General features: G+C 63.8%; 20 protein-coding genes. 9 read left to right on the forward strand and 11 right to left on the reverse strand.

Annotated features, from left to right (window positions below; all coding sequences use genetic code 11):
* Positions 1-106: 106 nt before the first annotated feature.
* The gene (locus tag EN845_RS03890) at positions 107-967 is read right to left on the reverse strand and encodes a glutathione S-transferase family protein (protein ID WP_245511628.1); all 861 of its coding nucleotides are present in this window, start codon (positions 965-967) and stop codon (positions 107-109) included.
* Positions 968-1,005: 38 nt separating this feature from the next.
* Positions 1,006-1,587: a VOC family protein gene (locus tag EN845_RS03895; protein ID WP_127280777.1), complete on the reverse strand. Its 582-nt coding sequence runs from the start codon at positions 1,585-1,587 to the stop codon at positions 1,006-1,008.
* A gap of 334 nt (positions 1,588-1,921) precedes the next feature.
* On the opposite strand from EN845_RS03895, the gene EN845_RS03900 reads away from it, so the two are divergent.
* Together EN845_RS03900 and EN845_RS03905 are read left to right on the forward strand one after the other, a co-directional pair.
* Positions 1,922-2,809 carry a DMT family transporter gene (locus tag EN845_RS03900; protein ID WP_127871417.1) on the forward strand — a complete coding sequence of 296 codons (888 nt, stop codon included), beginning with the start codon at positions 1,922-1,924 and terminating at the stop codon, positions 2,807-2,809.
* Between the two features lie 54 nt (positions 2,810-2,863).
* Entirely contained in the window at positions 2,864-3,772 is a 909-nt protein-coding gene (locus EN845_RS03905) for a DMT family transporter (RefSeq protein ID WP_127871416.1), read from the forward strand.
* A gap of 167 nt (positions 3,773-3,939) precedes the next feature.
* Here EN845_RS03905 and EN845_RS03910 read toward each other — a convergent pair whose 3' ends face one another.
* Positions 3,940-4,794 (reverse strand): LysR substrate-binding domain-containing protein, encoded by an 855-nt coding sequence (locus EN845_RS03910; protein ID WP_127871415.1) that lies wholly within the window; start codon positions 4,792-4,794, stop codon positions 3,940-3,942.
* Between the two features lie 113 nt (positions 4,795-4,907).
* Here EN845_RS03910 and EN845_RS03915 point away from each other — a divergent pair, with 113 nt between their 5' ends.
* The 4 genes from EN845_RS03915 (at position 4,908) to EN845_RS35840 (ending at position 9,309) form a co-directional block, all read left to right on the forward strand.
* Positions 4,908-5,315 carry a 4-oxalocrotonate tautomerase family protein gene (locus EN845_RS03915; RefSeq protein ID WP_127871414.1) on the forward strand — a complete coding sequence of 136 codons (408 nt, stop codon included), beginning with the start codon at positions 4,908-4,910 and terminating at the stop codon, positions 5,313-5,315.
* Positions 5,316-5,413: 98 nt separating this feature from the next.
* Entirely contained in the window at positions 5,414-7,636 is a 2,223-nt protein-coding gene (locus tag EN845_RS03920) for an AMP-binding protein (protein ID WP_127871413.1), read from the forward strand.
* A 187-nt stretch (positions 7,637-7,823) separates the two neighbouring features.
* On the forward strand, positions 7,824-8,636 hold the full coding sequence (locus EN845_RS03925) for an NAD(P)H-binding protein (protein ID WP_127871412.1): 813 nt from the start codon (positions 7,824-7,826) through the stop codon (positions 8,634-8,636).
* A 79-nt stretch (positions 8,637-8,715) separates the two neighbouring features.
* A complete protein-coding gene (locus tag EN845_RS35840) occupies positions 8,716-9,309 on the forward strand; it encodes a TetR/AcrR family transcriptional regulator (RefSeq protein ID WP_210235520.1) in 594 nt (197 codons plus the stop codon).
* Here EN845_RS35840 and pssA read toward each other — a convergent pair.
* The 3 genes from pssA to EN845_RS03945 form a co-directional block, all read right to left on the reverse strand.
* A complete protein-coding gene (gene pssA, locus EN845_RS03935) occupies positions 9,306-10,052 on the reverse strand; it encodes a CDP-diacylglycerol--serine O-phosphatidyltransferase (protein ID WP_245464392.1) in 747 nt (248 codons plus the stop codon). The two genes, EN845_RS35840 and pssA, sit on opposite strands and share 4 nt — an antisense overlap.
* Positions 10,053-10,127: 75 nt before the next feature.
* Positions 10,128-10,826 carry a phosphatidylserine decarboxylase gene (locus EN845_RS03940; RefSeq protein WP_127278715.1) on the reverse strand — a complete coding sequence of 233 codons (699 nt, stop codon included), beginning with the start codon at positions 10,824-10,826 and terminating at the stop codon, positions 10,128-10,130.
* Positions 10,827-11,065: 239 nt separating this feature from the next.
* A complete protein-coding gene (locus EN845_RS03945; RefSeq protein WP_245511633.1) occupies positions 11,066-12,232 on the reverse strand; it encodes a DUF4375 domain-containing protein in 1,167 nt (388 codons plus the stop codon).
* Between the two features lie 337 nt (positions 12,233-12,569).
* Here EN845_RS03945 and EN845_RS03950 point away from each other — a divergent pair, with 337 nt between their 5' ends.
* Entirely contained in the window at positions 12,570-13,442 is an 873-nt protein-coding gene (locus tag EN845_RS03950; RefSeq protein ID WP_127871410.1) for an SMP-30/gluconolactonase/LRE family protein, read from the forward strand.
* On the opposite strand, the gene EN845_RS03955 is transcribed toward EN845_RS03950, so the two are convergent.
* The 4 genes from EN845_RS03955 to EN845_RS03970 form a co-directional block, all read right to left on the reverse strand.
* The gene (locus EN845_RS03955) at positions 13,439-13,786 is read right to left on the reverse strand and encodes an antibiotic biosynthesis monooxygenase (protein ID WP_127280728.1); all 348 of its coding nucleotides are present in this window, start codon (positions 13,784-13,786) and stop codon (positions 13,439-13,441) included. The genes EN845_RS03950 and EN845_RS03955 overlap by 4 nt on opposite strands.
* A gap of 218 nt (positions 13,787-14,004) precedes the next feature.
* Positions 14,005-15,888, reverse strand: coding sequence for an ABC transporter ATP-binding protein/permease (locus tag EN845_RS03960; protein WP_127871409.1), 1,884 nt, complete (start codon positions 15,886-15,888; stop codon positions 14,005-14,007).
* A gap of 25 nt (positions 15,889-15,913) precedes the next feature.
* The gene (locus EN845_RS03965) at positions 15,914-16,207 is read right to left on the reverse strand and encodes a metalloregulator ArsR/SmtB family transcription factor (RefSeq protein ID WP_127280730.1); all 294 of its coding nucleotides are present in this window, start codon (positions 16,205-16,207) and stop codon (positions 15,914-15,916) included.
* Between the two features lie 133 nt (positions 16,208-16,340).
* Positions 16,341-17,849 carry a LysM peptidoglycan-binding domain-containing protein gene (locus tag EN845_RS03970; RefSeq protein ID WP_127871408.1) on the reverse strand — a complete coding sequence of 503 codons (1,509 nt, stop codon included), beginning with the start codon at positions 17,847-17,849 and terminating at the stop codon, positions 16,341-16,343.
* A gap of 125 nt (positions 17,850-17,974) precedes the next feature.
* On the opposite strand from EN845_RS03970, the gene EN845_RS03975 reads away from it, so the two are divergent.
* Positions 17,975-18,586 (forward strand): TIGR00730 family Rossman fold protein, encoded by a 612-nt coding sequence (locus EN845_RS03975; RefSeq protein ID WP_127281002.1) that lies wholly within the window; start codon positions 17,975-17,977, stop codon positions 18,584-18,586.
* A gap of 46 nt (positions 18,587-18,632) precedes the next feature.
* Here EN845_RS03975 and EN845_RS03980 read toward each other — a convergent pair whose 3' ends face one another.
* The gene (locus tag EN845_RS03980) at positions 18,633-19,532 is read right to left on the reverse strand and encodes a LysR substrate-binding domain-containing protein (RefSeq protein WP_127871407.1); all 900 of its coding nucleotides are present in this window, start codon (positions 19,530-19,532) and stop codon (positions 18,633-18,635) included.
* A 118-nt stretch (positions 19,533-19,650) separates the two neighbouring features.
* Here EN845_RS03980 and EN845_RS03985 point away from each other — a divergent pair, with 118 nt between their 5' ends.
* Positions 19,651-19,941: a muconolactone Delta-isomerase family protein gene (locus EN845_RS03985; protein WP_127281229.1), complete on the forward strand. Its 291-nt coding sequence runs from the start codon at positions 19,651-19,653 to the stop codon at positions 19,939-19,941.
* The last annotated feature ends 39 nt before the right edge of the window (positions 19,942-19,980 follow it).

A 19,980-nucleotide genomic window follows, 5' to 3' on the forward strand; every position in this document is an offset into this window, starting at 1 on the left:
CTAACGCAAGCCCCGCCAACTTCAAGCTGGCAGGGAACCGTGACGCCACCGGTGAAATCAGTCGGTGGCTGCTTCCGCAGCTCACCGCCCCATCGACGGCTTGGAATCACGCCTTGGCCTGCGACCTCACATGGGCGATGTAGCCGCGCACGTCGCCGGCAGGGCCGGCATAGGCCTTGCCGAGCTTCTTCTCCATCGCCGCCATGTATTCCTTCGCCCATTTGGGCAGGGCGTAGTCGATGACGGCGAGGAATTCGAGGGTCGCCGCCAGGCGGATGTCGGCGATCGACGGGTTCTTGCCACCGATGAACGGCTTGCCGTCGCGGAAGAAGGAATGGAAGACCTCGAGCGGTTCGGCAATGGCGGCGACCGCCGCCTTCTGTGCCTCCGATTTCCTGTCCGGATGGGCGTCGCTGTGACCGACCTCGCCGGCATATTGCGGGAAGCCGAGCGCGGGATAGGTGGCGCGCGCCACATAGGGATAGAGCGTGCCGATCAGATAGAACATGGCGCTGTCTATCATTGCCCGCTTGGCTGGCGCCTTGGGGTAGAATTTCTCCAACCCATGCTTGTTGGAAAGATATTGCATGATGGCACAGCTCTCCCAAAGCACGCCGCGCGGCAGGCCCTTGTCCTCGATCATCGGCGTCAGATGGGCCGGATTGCGCGCCATGTATTCCGGCGAGCGCGTGAGCCCCCACGCATCGGTCTCCGCATGGTCGAGCCCGGCGGCGCGGGCAAAGACGCGAACGGTCATGTTGTTGACGCTCGGCTTCAGCATGCTGATGGTCAGCGCCGGTTTCTTTGCCGGTTTCGCCTTGGCCTTGGCCACCGTCTTGCCGGCGGCTGCCCTTGACGCCGTCTTGGCCGCTGGTTTGGCGGCTGCTTTTGCCGCTGGTTTGGCGGCGGCTTTTGCCGCCGGTTTTGACGCTGGTTTGCCCACCGGCTTGCTTGCGCTCTTCGTCATTGCCTTTGCCACATATTCCTCCCTTGCCTGTTCAGCGCTCAATATGGATTTTTGGGTGCCCGGTCGGCCGACAATGTCGCGCGCGCGCGTTCCACCAGAGCCTGGATGGCGTCAGCCAGATGCACTTCGGCGATGTTGTAGTCGCCACGCGCGACGCGAAGCCTGTGCGCCTCCATCAGCACGTCGGCATGGGTGAAGCCCGCAGGCGGCTCGAAACGATAGGAGGCAAGCTCGATCAGCAGGCCGAGCGGGTCCTCGAAATAGATCGAATCCATGAAGCCGCGATCCTTGACGCCGCTGTGCTTGATGGCGCGCTCGTCGAGCCGGGCGACCGCCTGCAGGAAGGTGACCCGCGACACCGAAAAGGCGATGTGATGAACGCAGCCCGGGTCGGTTGGGGTGCGGCGCTTCACGGCCGTGCGGGTCTCGTCGGTGAAGATGGTGATCAGCCGGCCGTCGCCCGGGTCGAAATACAGATGGCTTTCGGTCGGCTTGTCGAGGTTGGGCTGCTCGAAGATGAAAGGCATGCCCAGCACACCTTCCCAGAAATCGATCGAGGTCTGACGGCCGGCACCGACCAGCGTGATGTGATGGACGCCTTGCGACTGCAGTTTCCGCATCGGCCTTCTCCCCCGAAATATCCGCTCTGACAGAGGCGGCCCGTCAGGCCGCGCCTACGCATGCTACATCTGGCATGAGCTGAGCGCCAATTCGCTGTCCGTTCCCCCGCGTTCCGCGCGCCGCCCTTCTCAGGCTTTATGCGACGATGCTAAACCAATCAGCCGGGCCGCGCCAGAAGCCGCATCCGGGACAGGCTGTATTTCGCGCCGCCGCCCCCTGCCCCAAAGGCAAGCGCGGTGCTGGAGCAGCGTCGTGCCGGATTTCGCCCGTATAGCTGGCAGAGCGGAGCCGACAGGGGCCGGAGCCGCCCTCACACAAGCAGGCGCATGCCTTATGGCCGATATCGCCATTCTCGATACACGCGAAAGAGTTCTCGCCGGCATCTTTTTGACCGGCGCCGCCTACTTGCTGTTTTCGACGCAGGATGCCTCGATCAAGCTGCTGGTTGCCGGCATGAGCGTCTGGCAGATCATGTTCTTTCGCAGCATCACAATTCTTGGTGCCTGCGCGGCCATCGGCGGGCGGCGGCTGTTTACCGATACCGTGCGCTCGCCGATTGTGTTGCCAATGCTGGTGCGCAGCGCCTTCACGCTTGCCGCCTGGCTTTGCTATTACAATGCCGCCCGCAGCCTGCAGCTCGCCGAACTGACCACCGTCTATTACGCGGCCCCGATCATCGTGACCGTGCTTTCGGTGGTCCTGCTCGGCGAAAAGGTGCCTGTTTTGCGCTGGCTGGCGGTTCTGATCGGCTTTGCCGGTGTCTTTGTCGCCTGCGATCCCGGCCATCTCGGCCTTTCGGTACCCGTGTTGCTGGTGCTGACGGCGGCCTTCCTGTGGGGCATCGCCATCGTGCTGCTGCGCAAGACGGCCCTTGCCGAGCGCTCGATGATTCAGCTCCTCCTCAACAATTTCAACTTCCTGGTGTTTTCGGCGGTGCCGGCTTTGTTGTGGTGGCATACGCCGGACCCGACACAATTGCTGCTTCTTGCCAGCGTCGGCGCACTCGGCGGCCTGGCGCAATATCTTCTCTTCGAAGGCATGAAGCGGACGCCGGCATCGATCCTGGCGCCCCTCGAATACACCTCCCTGATGTGGGCGTTCGCGCTCGGCTTCGCGATCTGGGGCGACGTGCCACGCCGCGAGGTTTTTCTGGGTGCTGCCCTTATCGTCGCCGCCGGCCTGCTGATCATCGGCGGCGAGCATTTTCGCAAGCGGCTCTGATGGTCAATGTTGCTGACGCTACGATGTCAGGATGGAGTGGCGTAGTCTCGCGGCATGACTGATGTGACAGCCACCACCGACACTATCGCCGAGCGCACGCTGGGCATCATCCTCGTGTCATCCTCGGCGGCTGTATTCGGGCTGACCGGTGTGCTGACCAAGTCGATCCATGCCGATCCGCTGACGATCACCTGCTGGCGCGGCTTTGTCGGCGCGATCCTGATCAGCCTTTACGTGCTGTGGCGCCGCCACCGTGCCGGCAACCGCGAGCCGCTGCGGCTTGGCTGGCGCGGCTGGCTGTTGGCGGTGGAAGGCGCGCTGGCCAGCATCGCCTTCATTTCGGCGTTCAAGTTCACTTTCGTCGCCAATGTCGCGGTGATCTACGCGACCTCGCCCTTCATTGCCGCCGTGCTGGCCTGGATGCTGGTGCGCGAGCCGTTCCGCCTGCAGACCATGGTGGCGGCGGCCGTGTCGCTGTGCGGGGTTGCCATCATGGTGTGGTCGGGTTTCGGTACCGGCAATCTGTTCGGCGACGGACTGGCGCTGCTGATGACGGCCGGCAGCGCGCTCTACATGATCATGGTGCGCGCGTTCCGCGACACTCCGGCGGTGTGGGCCGGCGCGGTCTCCGCCTTCCTGTTGTTCATACTCGGCTGGTTCGTCACCGATCCCCTGGCGGTCTCGGCAAGGGACGCGGTTCTGCTCGCCACGTTCGGCGCATCCTTCGCGCTGGCTTCGATCCTGTGGACAGAAGGCTCGCGGCTTATCCCGGCGCCTGAATCCGGCCTGCTCGGCTCGGCGGAAGTGCCGTTCGCGATCCTGTTTGCATTTCTGTTCCTGGCCGAAATACCCCCGGTGGCGAGCTTGGTCGGCGGCGCGATCGTGCTCTGTGCCGTCTTTGCCCACGCCGGCCGCGACTGGCTGATGGCACGTTCGCAACGCCCGGCATCAAATATTTCCTAAAAAAAAATTTCAAAGTCACGGAACCATCGCCGTGCTCAGACATTATTGGTGCGACGGGCCACCCCCCAAGTCCCCCCAAACCCCTCGGCCCGTCCCACTCCCAAGCCGACCGCAAGGTCGGCTTTTTCTTTGCCAAAAGGCTGTGACGGAATGCGGCCTTTTGGAAATCAACCGGAGAGAGCCAGGTTGTCACCCAGCAGCGCCGCCAGATCGCCCGCGGACGCATCGGCGCCGGCGCGCAGCCGGATCGCGAACTCAGCCATCGGCACCTGCGGCAGGCCAAGCTCGCGCGGTGCTTCGACAATGCCGGAATGGGCAAAGCGGGGGGTTCGCAAGGTCAGCGCCACGCCGGCATTCACCGCAGTGCGCAGTCCGGCAAGGCTGGCGCTGCCGGCGGCGATACGATAGCGGCGGCCTGCGGCATCGAGCGCGGCGAGTGCCGCTTCGCGGAACCCGCAATAGGGATCAAGTAGCGCCAACGGCAATTCTTCCTGCCGCGAGGCCAGCCCCTTGCTCGAACACAGCCATATCATCGGCTCGCGCAGCACGCCGACCTCATCCGGCACCGCGGTCTGGCGCATGACGATCGCCAGATCGAGGCTGCTGGCCTGCAGCGCCTGCGCCAGTTCGGCGGAACGACCGACCCGCAGTTCGATCCTTACGCGCGGATGGCTGGAAGCGAAGGCTCGCAGCAGGTCCGGCAGGCCGCTATCGGCGAAATCCTGTGTCGTACCGATGGCGACGCGCCCGGCAGCGCGTGCGCCTTTCAGCGCCAGCCACGCCTCGCGATGCACGGCAAGGATGCGCCTGGCATGGCCGACGAGGTCCTCGCCTGCCGGCGTCAGGCCACGACCCCTGCCCTGTGGCGCCAGAAGCGGTTCGCCGACGATCTCTTCCAGACGCTGCATCTGGGCCGTCACCGCCGACGGTGAGCGGCCGATATTGGCGGCTGCCTGCGCCAGCGAACCGCTGTCGACGAAAGCAAGGAAGGTTCTGAGCAGGTCGGGATCGAGCGTTTCCACAATTCGATATTATCGAATCTTCGATTTAAAACAATTCGATTTTTTTGAATCCAAGATGATGGCATGGTCTCTCCAACGGCGACCGACGCCGCTAGAAACCAAGGAGAAGAAAAATGCCCATCATCAATGTCAGCGTCACCGGCAAGCCAGATGCCACCCTGTCCGCCAGCATCGCCAGGGAAGTAACCGAGATCACCGCCACGCATCTGCGCAAGGATCCGACAATCACCGCGGTGGCCGTGTCCTACCTCGATCCGCAGCACTGGTTCGCCGGCGGCAAGTCGCTCGCCGAGCACGGCACCAACACGTTCTGGCTCGACATCAAGGTGGTCGACGGCACCAACACCAAGCTCGAACTGGAAGCCTATCTCAAGGCGATCTTCGACGCCTTTGGCCGCCTGCTGGGCGGCGTGCACCAGGAAAGCTATGCTTTCGTGCACGAGGTTCCGGCAGCCGCCTATGGCTATGGCGGCAAGACGCAGGAGTTCCGTTTCATCAGCGGGCGGCTGAAGGCGGCGTGAGGCCTTCCGCATTGACCTTGCGTCGACTTCCGCTAGGCTCTGCCCTCGAAGCGGCCTCACAAGAGCCGCGATGACAGAACCGTTGGGAGAGACGCGGCATGATCCTGACACTGGCGCTGCTTGCGGGCCTGGTCGTGGCATGGCTGCTGATCGGGGCGGTGGAGAAATTCCGCCTCGACCTGCGTTTCACGCAGGCGCTGCTCTACGTGCCGTTCAAACTCGCCTACCGGATCAGCGACAATCGCATCAGGGTCGCCCGCAAGGCGCAGGTGCCGGTCATCTATGTCATCTCGCACCAGTCGCGCTTCGAGCCGGCACTGATGCTTTCGCTGCTGCCGGACGACACGCTGCATATACTCGACGAGGTCTCGGCGCGCTCGCCATGGCTCGAGCCCTGGCGCGAACTCGGCCGCACCATTGCTTTCAACGCCGAACATGTCTTCGTCAGCCGCCGGCTGGTGCGCGTGCTGAAGGGCAAGGGCCGGCTGGCCGTCTATCTGCCCGATGCGGTCGAGCCCGACGTCAAGACGTTTCGGCTGTTTCGCGCCGTCACCCGCATCGCCATGCAGGCCGATGCTCGCATCGTGCCGATCTTTGTCGCCGGTGCACGCAGCCTGCCGGTCTCGCTGACGCCGGCGGACAAGGCACCGCGTCGCTGGTTTCCACGGCTGGCGATCAGTGTCCTGGAGCCAATGACGGTCGCCGAACTGGTGGCGCGCAACCCGGACCAGGCCTCGAACACCAATGCGCTGTTCGACCGTGTCGCCGAGGCCCGGCTTTTCGGCACCGACCTCGACCGCGGCCTGTTCCTGGCCATGCGCGACGCCGCCGACCGCGTCGGCGCCTCGCACACCATCATCGAAGATGTCATCTCGGGGGCCTTGAGCTACCGCAAGATGTTCATCGGCGCACGGGTGCTGGGAAGGCGCTTCGAGGCGGTGACGGCGCCGGGCGAAGCGGTGGGGGTGATGCTGCCCAACGCCAATGGCGTCGTGCTGTCGCTCGTCGGCCTTCTCTCGGCGGGCCGGGTGGCGGCAATGATCAACTACACGGCCGGGCCGGCAAGCGTCACCGCAGCGATACGGACGGCCGTCATCCGCACCGTTGTCTCTTCGCGTGCCTTTGTCGAGAAGGCCGATCTCGCCGATATCGTCGCCGCGGCCGAAACGGGCGGCGCCCGGCTGCTGTGGCTGGAAGATGTGCGGACCAGCGTCACCACGCTGGACAAGCTTGCCGCCGCCTTGCTGTGGCGCCTGCCACTGCAACGGCAGGACGCGGCCAGGCCGGGCGTGACCCTCTTCACCTCGGGTTCGGAAGGCACGCCGAAGGCGGTCGTTCTGTCGCAAAAGAACCTTCTCGCCAATGCCATGCAGGCCGAGGCGCGGATCACCATTTCGCCGGCGGACATCCTGCTCAACGTGCTGCCGGTGTTCCATTCCTTCGGCCTGACGGGTGGCACCATCCTGCCGCTGGTCACCGGGGTAAAACTGTTCCTCTATCCCTCGCCTCTCCACTACAAGATCATCCCCGAGATCGCGCGCAAGGTGAAACCGACCATCATGTTCGGCACCGACACGTTTCTCGCCAACTATGCGCGCACTGCCAAGGACGGGGATTTTTCCAGCCTGCGCTTCGTCGTTGCCGGCGCCGAGGCGGTGAAGCCGGACACCCGCCGCACCTATCGTGAACGCTTCCAGGCCGAGATCATCGAGGGCTTCGGGCTGACCGAGGCAGCGCCCGTGGTTGCCGTCAACACCGCGATCCACGGCCGCGACGGCACGGTCGGGCGGTTGCTGCCGGCCATCCGCATGAAGCTGGAGCCGGTCGAAGGCATCAATGATGCCGGCCAGTTGTGGCTCGACGGGCCGAACATGATGATGGGCTACATGACCGCGGACCGCCCCGGCGAACTGCAGCCGCTGACCGGCTGGCACGACACGGGCGACATCGTCGCCGTTGACCGCGAAGGCTTCATCACCATTCGTGGCCGCGCCAAGCGCTTCGCCAAGGTTGCGGGCGAGATGGTGTCGCTGGGCGCGGTGGAGATGCTGGTGCAGTCGCTGTGGCCGGAAGAACACCATGCGGCGGTGGCGGTGCCGGACAAGAGGCGGGGCGAGCGCATCGTGCTGGTCACCACCGCAGACGAAGCAAGCGCCGAGGAGCTGCGGCAGTTCGGCAAAAAGGCCGGTGCGGCCGAACTGATGGTGCCCAACGACATCGTCAAGGTCGAGGAAATCCCGGTGCTCGGTTCGGGCAAGACCGACTATGTATCGACCAGGAAACTGGCGATCGACCGGCTGGGGCTTGGCGTGGCGGCTTAGTTGCCACCTACGCCCCCTTTCGAGGCCCGCTGTCGTCTTCGCATGACCAAGGACCGCGCCATCCTGCCGCAGCGATTCAGATGGACAAATCTAAGGTGAGAGAGTATTCACTCACTAAGGCAGGCTGAGCATGCATATTTCTGCCAGCGCGACATGACACCTCCTTTGCACGGCGAGGAGATCCAGCATGGCAAAGATCCTCGTCACCGGCGGCACCGGGCATCTCGGACACGATCTCGTGCCGGCACTGACCGCGTCCGGACACACTGTCAGGTTGCTGGCCAGGGAAGCGAGGCTGGACCGCGCCGTCGAATGGGCGGTCGAATGGGCGCTTGGCGACCTCGCAACGGGCGAAGGCATTGATGAAGCCCTTGGCGGCGTCGATACGGTCATCCATGCCGCAACGTTGTCGCCGATCGCCAGGCGCGGTATGCGGCCGATCGATTTCTTCTCCAGTCCGTCGGATGTCGACGTCGAAGGCACGCGGCGGCTGCTTGCCGCATCGCAGCGCGCCAATGTCTCGCATTTCATCTTCGTGTCGATCGTCGGCCTCGACTTCAGCACCCTGCCCTATAGCCGCGTGAAGCTGGCGGGCGAGCAGCTTGTGCGAGAGTCGCCACTTTCCTGGTCGGTCATCCGCGCGACGCCATTCTTTTACCTTCTGGCGCAGATGCTGGCCGGGCTGAGATGGCTGCCGGTCTGGCTGCTGCCGACTTCGCCCTCAAATCCTGTCGATACACGCGATGTCGCCAGTTATCTGGCCCGGGCTGTCAGCGACGGGGAACGCGGTGTCCGCCCGCAGATCGGCGGACCCGAGGTGATGCCGTTCTCGACATTCGCTCGACAATACCGGGATGTGCTCGGGCTCCGGCGCCTCATTCTGCCGTTTCCGGTGAGTCGAAAGATAAGCCTTGCCTTGGGCCTGGTCGAAACCAGCGAACGGCTGGGAGAAAGAACATGGACGGCATGGCTTTCCGAGCAGGGTGGATGCGCGCCGTGAGCGATCCTACGATTTCGCGCGAGAATGGTACTGTCGGGCGCCAAATCTCCACCACCAGGATCGAGTGACAGGAATAGCCATGAAGCCGCCATCCGCCGGACGCGAGCGCATTTTACGCGAAGCCATTCGCCTGTTCGCCGAGCGCGGATATGACCGGACCAGCGTTCCCGAAATTCAGGAAGCCGCCGGCCTGTCGCGTGGCTCGGGTGCGCTCTACAAGCACTTTCCCTCAAAGGAGGCGCTGCTTGCCGCGGCTATCGACCGGTTTGTTGGAACGGCGCGGGAAGGACGCGCCGAGCTTGGCGAACAGGTGCTTCCTGTCGATCAGGGGGCGCGGCGGATCGTGGAGAGCATGCTGGAAAAACTCGGCGGGAATCGCGACGTGCTCAGAATCCTGTGGCGCGATCTTGAGCCCTTTGCGGAATTGAAAGCCTCGGCGCGTGGCGAGATCATGCAGAGCACGTACCACGCAGTCGCCGAATGGTTGCGGGAGCGCCAGCGCCAGGGCGAACTGCGTCCCCATGACAGCGACGCGGTCTCCGCCGTCATCGTCGGCAGCGTCGCCATGTTCCGCGTCTTCGAAGCGATCTGGGCCGAGCGCTCGATCGAGATCAGCGACGAACGCTTCGCGTCCGCCTGGACCGATTTGTTGGTCCGTGGTCTGCGACCCTAACCTATATCCGAAGGCGGCACCTTCTCGCCTTCCAGCCTGGCGCGCTTGGAGTAGGCACGCACCGAAAACGGCAGGAAGATCAGGTAGCCCGCGACCGATGCCGTCAGCGTGTACCAGGGATAGGTCATCAGCAGGAGGATATAGAGCACGACGGCGAGGATGACCGGCAGCACCCTGTCGCCAGGGATCTTGACGCTCTTGCCGGAATAGACCGGCAACCGGCTGACCAGCAGGAAGGCGACCAGGATGGTGAAGCCGGTGGCGACGAAGGCGGCCGGCCGGCTGGGCTCCGCCCCAAGGCGCAGGAAATAGAGATAGAGCGGCAGCATCACCAGCACGGCGCCAGCAGGCGCCGGCACACCGACGAAATATTCACTCTGCCATATCGGGCGCTCGGCCTTCTCGTCGTCGAGCACGTTGAAGCGCGCCAGCCGCAAACCACAGGCGATCGCGAACAAAAGTGCCGCGATCCAGCCCGGCGAGCCGGCACGGTCGAGCAGGAAGGCATAAAGCACCAGCGCTGGCGCGACACCGAAATTGACGATGTCGGCCAACGAATCCATCTGCGCGCCGAATTTGGAGGTGGCTTTCAGCATTCGTGCCAGGCGACCGTCGATGCCGTCGAGGAAGGCGGCAAGCAGCACCATGACAACGGCGGTTTCAAAGCGGTTTTCGAAGGCAAAGCGGATGCCGGACAGGCCGGCGCAGATGGCAAGCACGGTGACGAGGTTGGGCAGCACCATGCGCATCGGGATCTCGCGGATGCGGGGACCGCCGCTGGCATGGGCCTCGAATTTTTTATACTGCGTGCCCACCGGTCAGGAAATCCGTACGAGGGGCGTGCCGGCGATGCCGCCGAATTCGGCCAGCACCGTTTCGCCGCCGACGGCCGTCTGGCCGACGGCAACGCGCGGCGTGGCGGTCAAAGGCAGGAACACGTCGACACGCGAGCCGAAACGGATCAGGCCGAAACGCTCGCCGGTGCCGATCGAAGCGCCGGCCTCGGTCCAGCAGACAATGCGGCGCGCCACCAGGCCGGCGATCTGGACTGCCGCCACCGTACCGTTGGGGCTCTCGATGACCAGCCCATTGCGCTCGTTTTCGGTGCTCGCTTTATCCAGTTCGGCATTGAGGAACTTTCCAGGGCGATGCTCGATCTTGGCGATGCGGCCGCGCACCGGAGAGCGGTTCACGTGGCAGGAAAAGACGTTCATGAACACGGAGATGCGGGTCATCTCGACATTGCCGAGGCCAAGCTCGCGCGGTGGCACGGCAGGCCCCACCGCCGAAATGATGCCGTCGGCGGGGCTTACCACCAGGCGATCGTCGACAGGCGTGACGCGCTCGGGATCGCGGAAGAAATAGACGCACCAGGCGGTCAGGATCAGGCCGACCCAGAACAGGATCGAGGAGAAATAGCCGAGGAACAGCGTCGCCGCGCCAAAGGCCGCGATGAAGGGATAGCCTTCGCGATGGATCGGTACGAACGCGTTCTTGACCGTGTCGACAAGGCTCATGGGCTGGGGGCGGTCCCTGTTTCAGGTCCGGCCTCAATAGCGGAAACACCCCCTGCCCGCAACGCGACAATCGGCGGCGCGAGTTTGTCGCCAGCTTTCGCCGCGATGGCGACCCGTGCTGGTCGTCGAGCAGAGCGGCACCGGCAAGTGGCATCGCTCAGCGCCGCCACGCCGATGAAGTGTTCTTCTCGAGTAAGCAATGGCAGCTGAAGGGCCTGCTCGGATCCACCACGAACAATTTATTCGCCAGCTGCCGCGGTGAGGTCAAAATACTCCTGAAGCTCATTTCGATGAACCTCCGCAAGACTTTCTTCGTGGTCGCCGCGGAGCAGCACGCCACGATCCGGGTACGACTGGAAGAGAAAAGCGTGACCACCAGCCATCACCACCCAATTCACAACCGGCCCCTCCGCACGCTGAACGACCGAATTCGCCGAAACGATAGCCTTGGTCGGATCGACCCCAATCTTTCGCAACAGAAGATCGACGGCAACCGGCGCATGATACTCCTCCGCTAGCTCAATCACTTTTGCTACCATTTGCCCGTCCGCGTACCCGAGCCTGCGGCCAACGCGCGGCGCGCCGGCTGTGAATAGGTTTTCACCGGGGCGAATAATCGCTGGTGCCTCTGGAGGTATGCACTCATAAAATGCTGCGTGGCTGCCCGTTGCAACGCACAGGCGAGGCTCATTCGAATTGGTCCGGAGTTGAAAAACCAATTGCTTCTCGCCATCGACATCCAGCATCCTGGCCATGCCCAGCAACAATCTGACCTCCGGCGGCGTTGCATTGGCGCAAGCGAGACTGACTCCCACGTTCCGAGCGCTGATCATCTGACCGACCAGCTCGGCGATCGATTGATGGAGGAGCCGAGGTTCACGACGAGGATTGGCCATTGCCAACTGAAGTATGGCCTCATCGAAGGTCTCGTCTTCGACAACTCGCAGGTCAGGCCAGGACACGATCCAGCGCGCCAACAGCTCGATCATTGGTGAAGCTTCGTCGGCGTCGTAGAACGCATGGTCAAGTGTATCGAGAAAATCGTCGCGGCCGCCCTCGAAGCCAGTCTGTTCTTCGGCCTCGTCAGGGTGATCGGCGACCCAGGTGGACATCTTTTCGAGAGCCGCCAATTGCCCTTTTGCGCCAATGGCCGTCAGAGCCGCGCGGGCGTTTGCAACCATAGCGTCGAACTCCTCGCCGGCATTATGGATGAATTGACTATGGCCACCGTTCTTTACCTCCGCCGAATACAAATCAGCATGGGAGACCTGCATCGCCTTCGGGTTAATCTCCCATTTACGGTAAAGCCCCTCGGAAACCATGCTTTGGATGAACTTCTCAACAGCGAAGACGACTTCGAAAGGTTCTTCGTTCGCCTCATCTACGATCGACCGGGGCACGATCACCGGCAACAAGAACCGGGGTCTCGATGCATGCCTCGCTGCTGGAGACTGGACACCAGACGAAGCCTGGGCGATTCTCTTGGATATTCTGGAGAAAAAGCCAAACATTCAAAAATCCCTAAGTGCTAGGAAAAACTTCCCACGGGTTATTGTGACGAAACAATATCGGCAGCACAATGGGATATAGGAATTCAAACCTGAGCTATCGGGACCTCAAAGTGAGGGGCAGCGTTCCGGCCAACGAAAATGCTGACGCTGAAGTCGGGACACCCATCCCCCGCCCGTCCTTGATGAGACGACGCCGTCTTGCAAGCCGTCGTCCAACAAGGAGTTCCTCGCTATGCAGAACCACGCTCTTCACCCGCTTCCCCAGCGTCTCATTGCCACCGGTCTCGCCTTCGGCGAATCGCCGCGCTGGCATGACGGACGCCTGTGGGTCTGCAACTGGGGCACCGGCGAGATCATCGCTGTGGACGAAGGCGGCAAGAGCGAGGTCATGCTCACCATCCCGGCCGTGCTGCCCTACTCCATCGACTGGCTGCCGGATGGCCGGCTGCTGGTGATCGCGGGCCGCGAAGGCCTGCTGTTGCGGCAGGAAGCCGATGGCTCGCTCGTCACCCATGCCGATCTGCGAGCCCTCTCCAAAAGCCCATGGAACGAGATCGTCGTCGATGGACGCGGCAACATCTATGTCAATGGCGGCGGGCCGGCGCCGGCTGCCGGCGAGCATTTCGGCCCCGGCACCATCGTGCTGATCACGCCGGAGGGCACGATCGGCCAAGTGGCTGACAGCATCGCCTTCGCCAATGGCATGGCGGTGACGCCCGACAACAAGACGCTGATCATCGCCGAATCCCATGCCAGCCGGCTCACCGGTTTCGACATCGCCGCCGACGGCACTATGTCCAATCGGCGCGTCTGGGCCGCGCTAGACGGATATCCCGATGGCATCTGCCTCGATGCCGAAGGGGCGGCCTGGTACGCCGACGTGCCCAACAAACACTGCGTGCGGGTGCGCGAAGGCGGCGACGTCTTGCAGACCGTCACCGCCGATCGCGGCTGCTTTGCCTGCATGCTGGGCGGTGCGGACAGGAAAACGCTGTTCATCACCGCCGCCGAATGGCGCGGCTTCGAGCACATGGTCAGCGATGCCCGCACCGGCCAAGTGCTCGGCATTAAAGCGCCGGCACCCGGTGTCGGCTGGCCGGGCTAGAGCCCAGGAACCCGCTGATAGTTGGCGATGTCGGCCCTGACGCCGAGCCGGGCGAGCGTCTCCTGCGGGTTGAAGGCAACGCGTTCTTGCGCCGCCTTGACGATCGGCACGACCTTGTCGACGGCCGCCTGGCTTTCCCATTCGACGATCGTCACCAGATTGAATTCACCTGGCCCCGAAAATTGCTCTAGCAGGAAATCCTGCACGAAACCCTGCTGCTGGCGCAGCAATTCGTGTGTCGTCCTGACCTTGCTAAGGATCTCCTCGCGCGCGGCGGCGGGTACGACGAACTTGTCGACCCTGAACACGCTGCTGCCGTTAACGTTCTGATTCGTAACGCTCATATCCATTTGTCTCGTCCTCGAGGATGCTGTTTCGCGGCTCTCGAGCGACGGTCTACAATCTCAACTTAAGTTGAGGTCAAGCAGGATTCTCGATTGATTTGTGGAAAGGCCCAGACAGCGGCGCCTGCTCCGAAAGAAACCGGAGATGACCGCGGGACAGCCCCCCTCTGCCTTGCCGGGCATCTCCCCCACAAGGGGGGAGATTGGCACTCCACCGACTACGACACTTCCGACGTGCGCCTGCGCACGACGACACCCAGTTCGTCGCTTTCGCGGGCAATGCGCAGCCGCTCCTCGGCCTCGGTCGCCTCGCGCTGGCGGTCCCACATCGAGGCGTAGAGGCCGTGCTTTCGCATCAGCTCGACATGGGTGCCGCGCTCGGCGATCTGGCCATCCTTGAGCACGATGATCTCGTCGGCCGAAATCACCGTCGACAGGCGGTGGGCGATGACGATGGTGGTGCGGCCTTTGCTGACCAGGTCGAGCGCGGCCTGGATCTCCTGTTCGGTGTGGCTGTCGAGCGCCGAAGTGGCTTCGTCGAGCATCACGATGGGCGGCGCCTTCAGGATGGTGCGCGCGATCGCCACGCGTTGCTTCTCGCCACCGGAAAGTTTCAGCCCGCGCTCGCCGACCATCGACTTGTAGCCGTCCGGCAGCTTCTCGATGAACGGTCCGATCTGGGCGAGTTCGGCGGCCTTGCGCACCTCCTCCTCGCCGGCGCTGACACGGCCGTAGCGGATGTTGTAGGCGATGGTGTCGTTGAACAGCACCGTGTCCTGCGGCACCATGCCGAGCACCGCGCGCAGGCTGTCCTGCGTCACATCCCTCACATCCTGGCCATCGATCAGCACCTGGCCACCCTGCACGTCGTAGAAGCGGAACAGCAGCCGCGAGATGGTCGACTTGCCCGCCCCCGACGGCCCGACAATGGCAACGGTCTTGCCGGCCGGCACCTCGAAGGAGACGCCCTTCAGGATCTTGCGGTTCGGATCGTAGGAGAAGTGGACGTCGCGGAACTCGACCTTGCCGGCGCTCACGGCCAGCGGCTTGGCGTTGGGCTTGTCGACGATCTCCTGCGGCACGTCGAGCAGATCGAACATGTGCTCGATGTCGGTCAACCCTTGCCGGATCTCGCGATAGATGAAGCCGATGAAGTTGAGCGGCACGGAAAGCTGCACCAGCATGGCATTGATGAAAACGAAATCGCCGACGCTCTGGGTGCCGGCCTGCACCTCCAGCGCCGACATGCACATGACGACGACCGTGCCGACGCCGAAGATGAAGCCCTGGCCGAAGTTCAGCCAGCCGAGCGAGGTCCAGGTCTTGGTGGCGGCGATCTCGTAACGCGCCATCGAGCGGTCGAAGCGCTCGGCCTCCATGCGCTCATTGGTGAAATACTTGACCGTCTCGAAATTGAGCAGCGAGTCGATCGCCTTGGTGTTGGCGTCGGTGTCGCTGTCGTTCATGTCGCGGCGGATCGAGATGCGCCAGTCGCTCGCCTTGACCGTGAACCAGACGTAGAGGCAGACGGTGATCGCCACCACGGCCACGTATTTCCAGCCATAGGTGAAACCGAATATGCCGGCGGTCAGCGCGAATTCGAGGATCGTCGGCGCCGTGTTCAGCATGATGAAGCGCACGATCGTCTCGATGCCCTTGGTGCCCCGCTCGATGATGCGCGACAGGCCGCCGGTGCGGCGCTCCAGGTGAAAACGCAGCGACAGCTGATGCATGTGCACGAAGGTGCGGAAGGCGAGCTGACGCACCGCATGCTGGCCGACCCGGGCAAAGAGAGCGTCGCGCAGCTGGTTGAAGCCGAGCTGGACAAGCCTCAGCACATTATAGGCAATGACCAGCATCACCGGGGCGAGCATGAACGACGGCAGCGGCGGGGGCGATTTGAAGCCTCCCGCCAGCGCATCGGTTGCCCATTTGAAGAAATAGGGACCGGCGACCAGCGTCACCTTGGCCACGACCAGCAACAGCGTCGCCCAGGTCACCCGCGCCCTAAGGTCGGCGCGGTCGGCCGGCCACATATAGGGCCAGAGGTTACGCAATGTCGTGAGTGTCGAGGTGTCGGCGGAGACGGTTTTTTCGGCCACTTTTCTTGCCTTTTGGGTGAGAGGATCAGCGGCCGGAGCAGCAGGAATTGATGAGCGCGCCGAGCGACGCCGATACGTCGGCAAGTGCCGCGCGATCGACGGCATAGCGCGATCGTTGACGATCGGGCTCGAAGCGGACAAGGCCGGCCTCGACCAATATTTTCAGATGCTGGGAGATGGTCGACTGCGCCAGATCGAAATGGTCGACAACCTCACGGCAGCAGCAGGAATTGCTGGCGGACAGATGCCTCAGTATCTCGATCCGCGCCGGATGCGCAAGCGCTGCGAACCGCGCCGCGACAAGGCGGCTGTCCGGCATGCAGCCAGGCGCCGCCGAGGCGGCGTGGTCTGATACGGGGATGTATTCTGTCATCGTTCATCGGCGATAGACGATGAGCGATGACAGGGCAAGCTAGGCCGATGGGTAGATCGCCGGAATTGCCGATCTCTCGCTATTGCGTCTTCGCCGGTGCAGTGGTCGCCTGCTCGCCCATCGCCTTGAGGTCGGCGGCTTCACCTTCCTTCGACTTTTCCGGGACTTTGAATACCTGCCCCGGCCAGATGCGGTTCGGATTCCTGATCTGGTCCTGGTTGGCGAGGTATATGGTGGAGTAGCGCACGCCGTGACCATAGACGCGCCTTGAAATCCGCCACAGCGTATCGTTACGCCGAATGACGACCGCGCCGTCGGCATGTTCGAGCTTGGGCGACACGACTTCGGGCACGTCGCTTGGCGGCGTGGCTGCCGCGACAACGGCCGGTGCCGGGGCCTCTGCGGCTGGTGCGGACTCCGCCGGAGCAGCAGCGGCAACAGCAGGCGCCGCAGCGGCTGGTGCCTCCGCGGCAGCAGGCGCAGCGGGCTTGGTCTCTGCCGGCTTGGTCTCGGCCGGCTTGGTCCCGGCTGGGGCAACGGCGGCGACCGCCTCGCCCGGCTCGCGCTCGAAGGGTACGGCGGCGCGAGCCACCACCTTCACGCCGTCGGCATCGAGGCCGTCGACATGGATGGTATAGCTGCCGACCGGAATGTCGCGCGTCGCCTCGACCAGAAAATGGCCGTCCGGCGACGTCTGTGCGTCGCCGAGCAGAATGTCGTTGGCATAGGCGCGCACCTTGCGGCCCGGATCGGCGAGGCCGGCGACAAAAATCTTGTTGCCGTCGATTTCGACCGCCTCGACGACGATCTTGGGTTCAGCCACAGCCGGCGCGGCCGGTGCCGCCGGAGCGGGTTGTGCCTCAACCACGGCTGGCGCGGTCGGCGCCGGCGCGGCGGGCGCTGGAGCGACCGTCGCGGGCGCTTCAGCAGCTTGGTCGCCGGTTGCCGGCGCCGGCTTTGTCTCGGGTGTCGGAACCGTCAACAGTTCGGCCGGCTTGCCCGGCTCCTCGACCATGGCCAGCACCTGGCCAGCCGCATTCGCGGGCACCGAGACCACGGCAGTCTGCGCCGAGGCGGTCACGACCGTGCCGACGGTCGAACGCAGCGCGATCGTATAGTCGCCGGGCTTCAGCGGATCGTCGAGCACGATGACAAAGGCGCCATCGGGACCAGCCACCGTCGAGCCGATCACCGTTGAGCCGTTGAGGATTTCGACCTTCGAGTTGGGCACCGCCTTGCCGGCAACGACGATCGAGCCGTTGCTCTCGACGCGCACGACGTCGAAAGTCGGCGCGATCGGACCCGCCGTCGCGGGCGCCGCAGGCGCCGTCGCATCGGTTGCGGGTGCTGCCGGGGCTGTCGCCTGGGGTGCCGCGGCCGGAGCGGCCGGCACCGCCGGAGCCGGCAGCCGCCCTTCCGTGCCGGGGTCGGCGGGTTTCGGCGCCGCGGGCGGCGTCAAGGCCGCCACTTGCGCCGGCGGCGCGGGATGAAGATACGGGTCGAGCGCGCCCGATACATAGGCGGTTCCCGCCGCCGCGACGGTCCCACCCGCCGCGAACAGGAACGCCTTCAATGGATTAATTGCCATATTTCCCTACCCCTTAGCCACCTAACGCCGGTCTAGCGTGTTTTGCCAAAGCCGACAAGAAAAAGCCCGCCCTTGTCAGCCTTTGGGCTTGACCAGGCTTCCAGACCCAATCACCAATCATCCGTATGAACACGATTCGATCCGTCTGCGTCTATTGCGGCTCGTCTCCGGGCCGCGATGAAATCTATGTCAAGGCCGGCCATCTGCTTGGACGCTCAATTGCCAAGGCAGGGCTGCGGCTGGTCTATGGCGGCGGCACCAAAGGCATCATGGGCGCTGTCGCCGAAGGCGCGCTCAAGGCCGGCGGCAAGGTGACCGGCATCATTCCGCGCTTCCTCATCAACAGGGAAGCCACCGAAACCGCGCTTGACCGGCTCGACGAGTTGTTGATCACCGACAACATGCACGAGCGCAAACATAAGATGTTCGAGAAATCCGACGCCTTTGTGGCGCTGCCCGGCGGCATAGGCACAGTCGAGGAAATCGTCGAGATCATGACCTGGGCGCAGCTCGGCCATCACCGCAAGCCGATCGTCTTCGGCAATGTCAACGGATTCTGGGACCCGATGACGGCGTTGCTTGATCACATGGCTGGGGAAGGCTTCATTCACACCGCTCAGCGTGTGAAGCCGCTGGTCGTCAACGACCCCGAGGCCATCGTCGCCGCCATCATGGTGGCCGGGTCGTCGGTCGACGCGCCGACGGAAGGCGTCCAGTCGGTGATCGACAAGATGTAGAGCTAGGGGGCAGTACGTTTGCATTGCCCGAGCGCACGCTTTTCCCCTACTCCCTACTCCCCTCCCTCCGAGCAGCCTCCCGCAGATCGGCGATAACCGCGCGCCGGTCCTGCCGTCGCCAGGCGAGATGAATGGAAACCATGCGCCCGAACCACGGCATGTCGCGGAACAGGATCGAGGGCGGCGCGGCAGTGCGCAGGCTTGCCTGCACGGTGGCGAGACCAAGGCCAGCGCTGACAAGGCCGAGCGAGGTCAGCGGGTCGGCCGTTTCATAAGCGATATCGGGTACGAAGCCAGCCTCGGCGCAAGCGGCGAGGAACTGGCCACGATTGGTGTCGTCGGGCTGGCGCACCACGGTGATCCAGACGCGGCCGTCGAGATGGTGCGGCTGGATATCAGCCACATCGGCCAGCGGATCGTCTTCGGGAATGGCCAGCACCAGCGGCTCGTGGCGCAGCGGCGTGCTGGCGATATCGGGATCGTCGGCAGCCGCGGGAGAATACACCAGACCAAGATCGAGCGAGCGCTGCCGAAGCCCCTCCATCTGCGCCGCCGAGCGCAGGCTTCTCAGCTGCAGGTGAAAATCCGGCCGGTCGCGGCGGAACTGGCGCAGCATGCCGGCGACAAGCCCGGCATGAACCGCACCCTCGACATAGCCGATGGCAAGGCGCCCGGTGGAACCGCTGGCCAGGTTGCGGCCAAGCTCCTCCAACCGGCTCGCATTCGACAACAAGGCACGGGCCTCGGTCAGGAAGGCGCGGCCCTCGGCATTGAGATGAACGCGCTGCCTTGCCCGCTCGAACAGGGCGACGCCAAGCTGTTGCTCCAGCTGCATGATCTGCCGGCTGAGCGGCGATTGCGAGATATGCAGCAATTCGGCGGCTCGACCGACATTGCCGGTTTCGGCGACGGTGACGAAATATCTGATCTGGCGCAGGTCGAACATTTTTGCTCCTCGAAACCCAAGTCCTCTCAGGTCTCAACTTTAGCCTAATCAGTCTTGGACAGTCTGACCATGCGGCGCGATATCTCCTGCCATCAACCACTGACAACAGGAGATCGAAATGCAATTCCTTGCCCTTCTCACCCGCAACACGGAAAAGTTCACCGACGCGGATTTCGCACCCGTTCTGCCTGACGAGGCCGAACAGCGCCGCACCCTCTATGCGGAAGGCTCCGTGCGCCAGATCTGGAATCGCGGCGACATTCCCGGCAGCGGCATGATGTTCGAAGCCGGCAGCGACGCCGATGTGCGCGGCCATCTCGCCACTCTGCCGCTGGTCAAGGCCGGCATGATGGATATTGCCGCGATCGTGCCGCTCAACCCCTATCCGGGGTTCGGGCCGAAGCGCTGAGGCTGACGGCCGCGACAACCGAGGCCGCCAGCCGGGCGC

It is taken from the genome of Mesorhizobium sp. M8A.F.Ca.ET.202.01.1.1 (assembly GCF_004791595.1).
GTDB lineage: Bacteria > Pseudomonadota > Alphaproteobacteria > Rhizobiales > Rhizobiaceae > Mesorhizobium.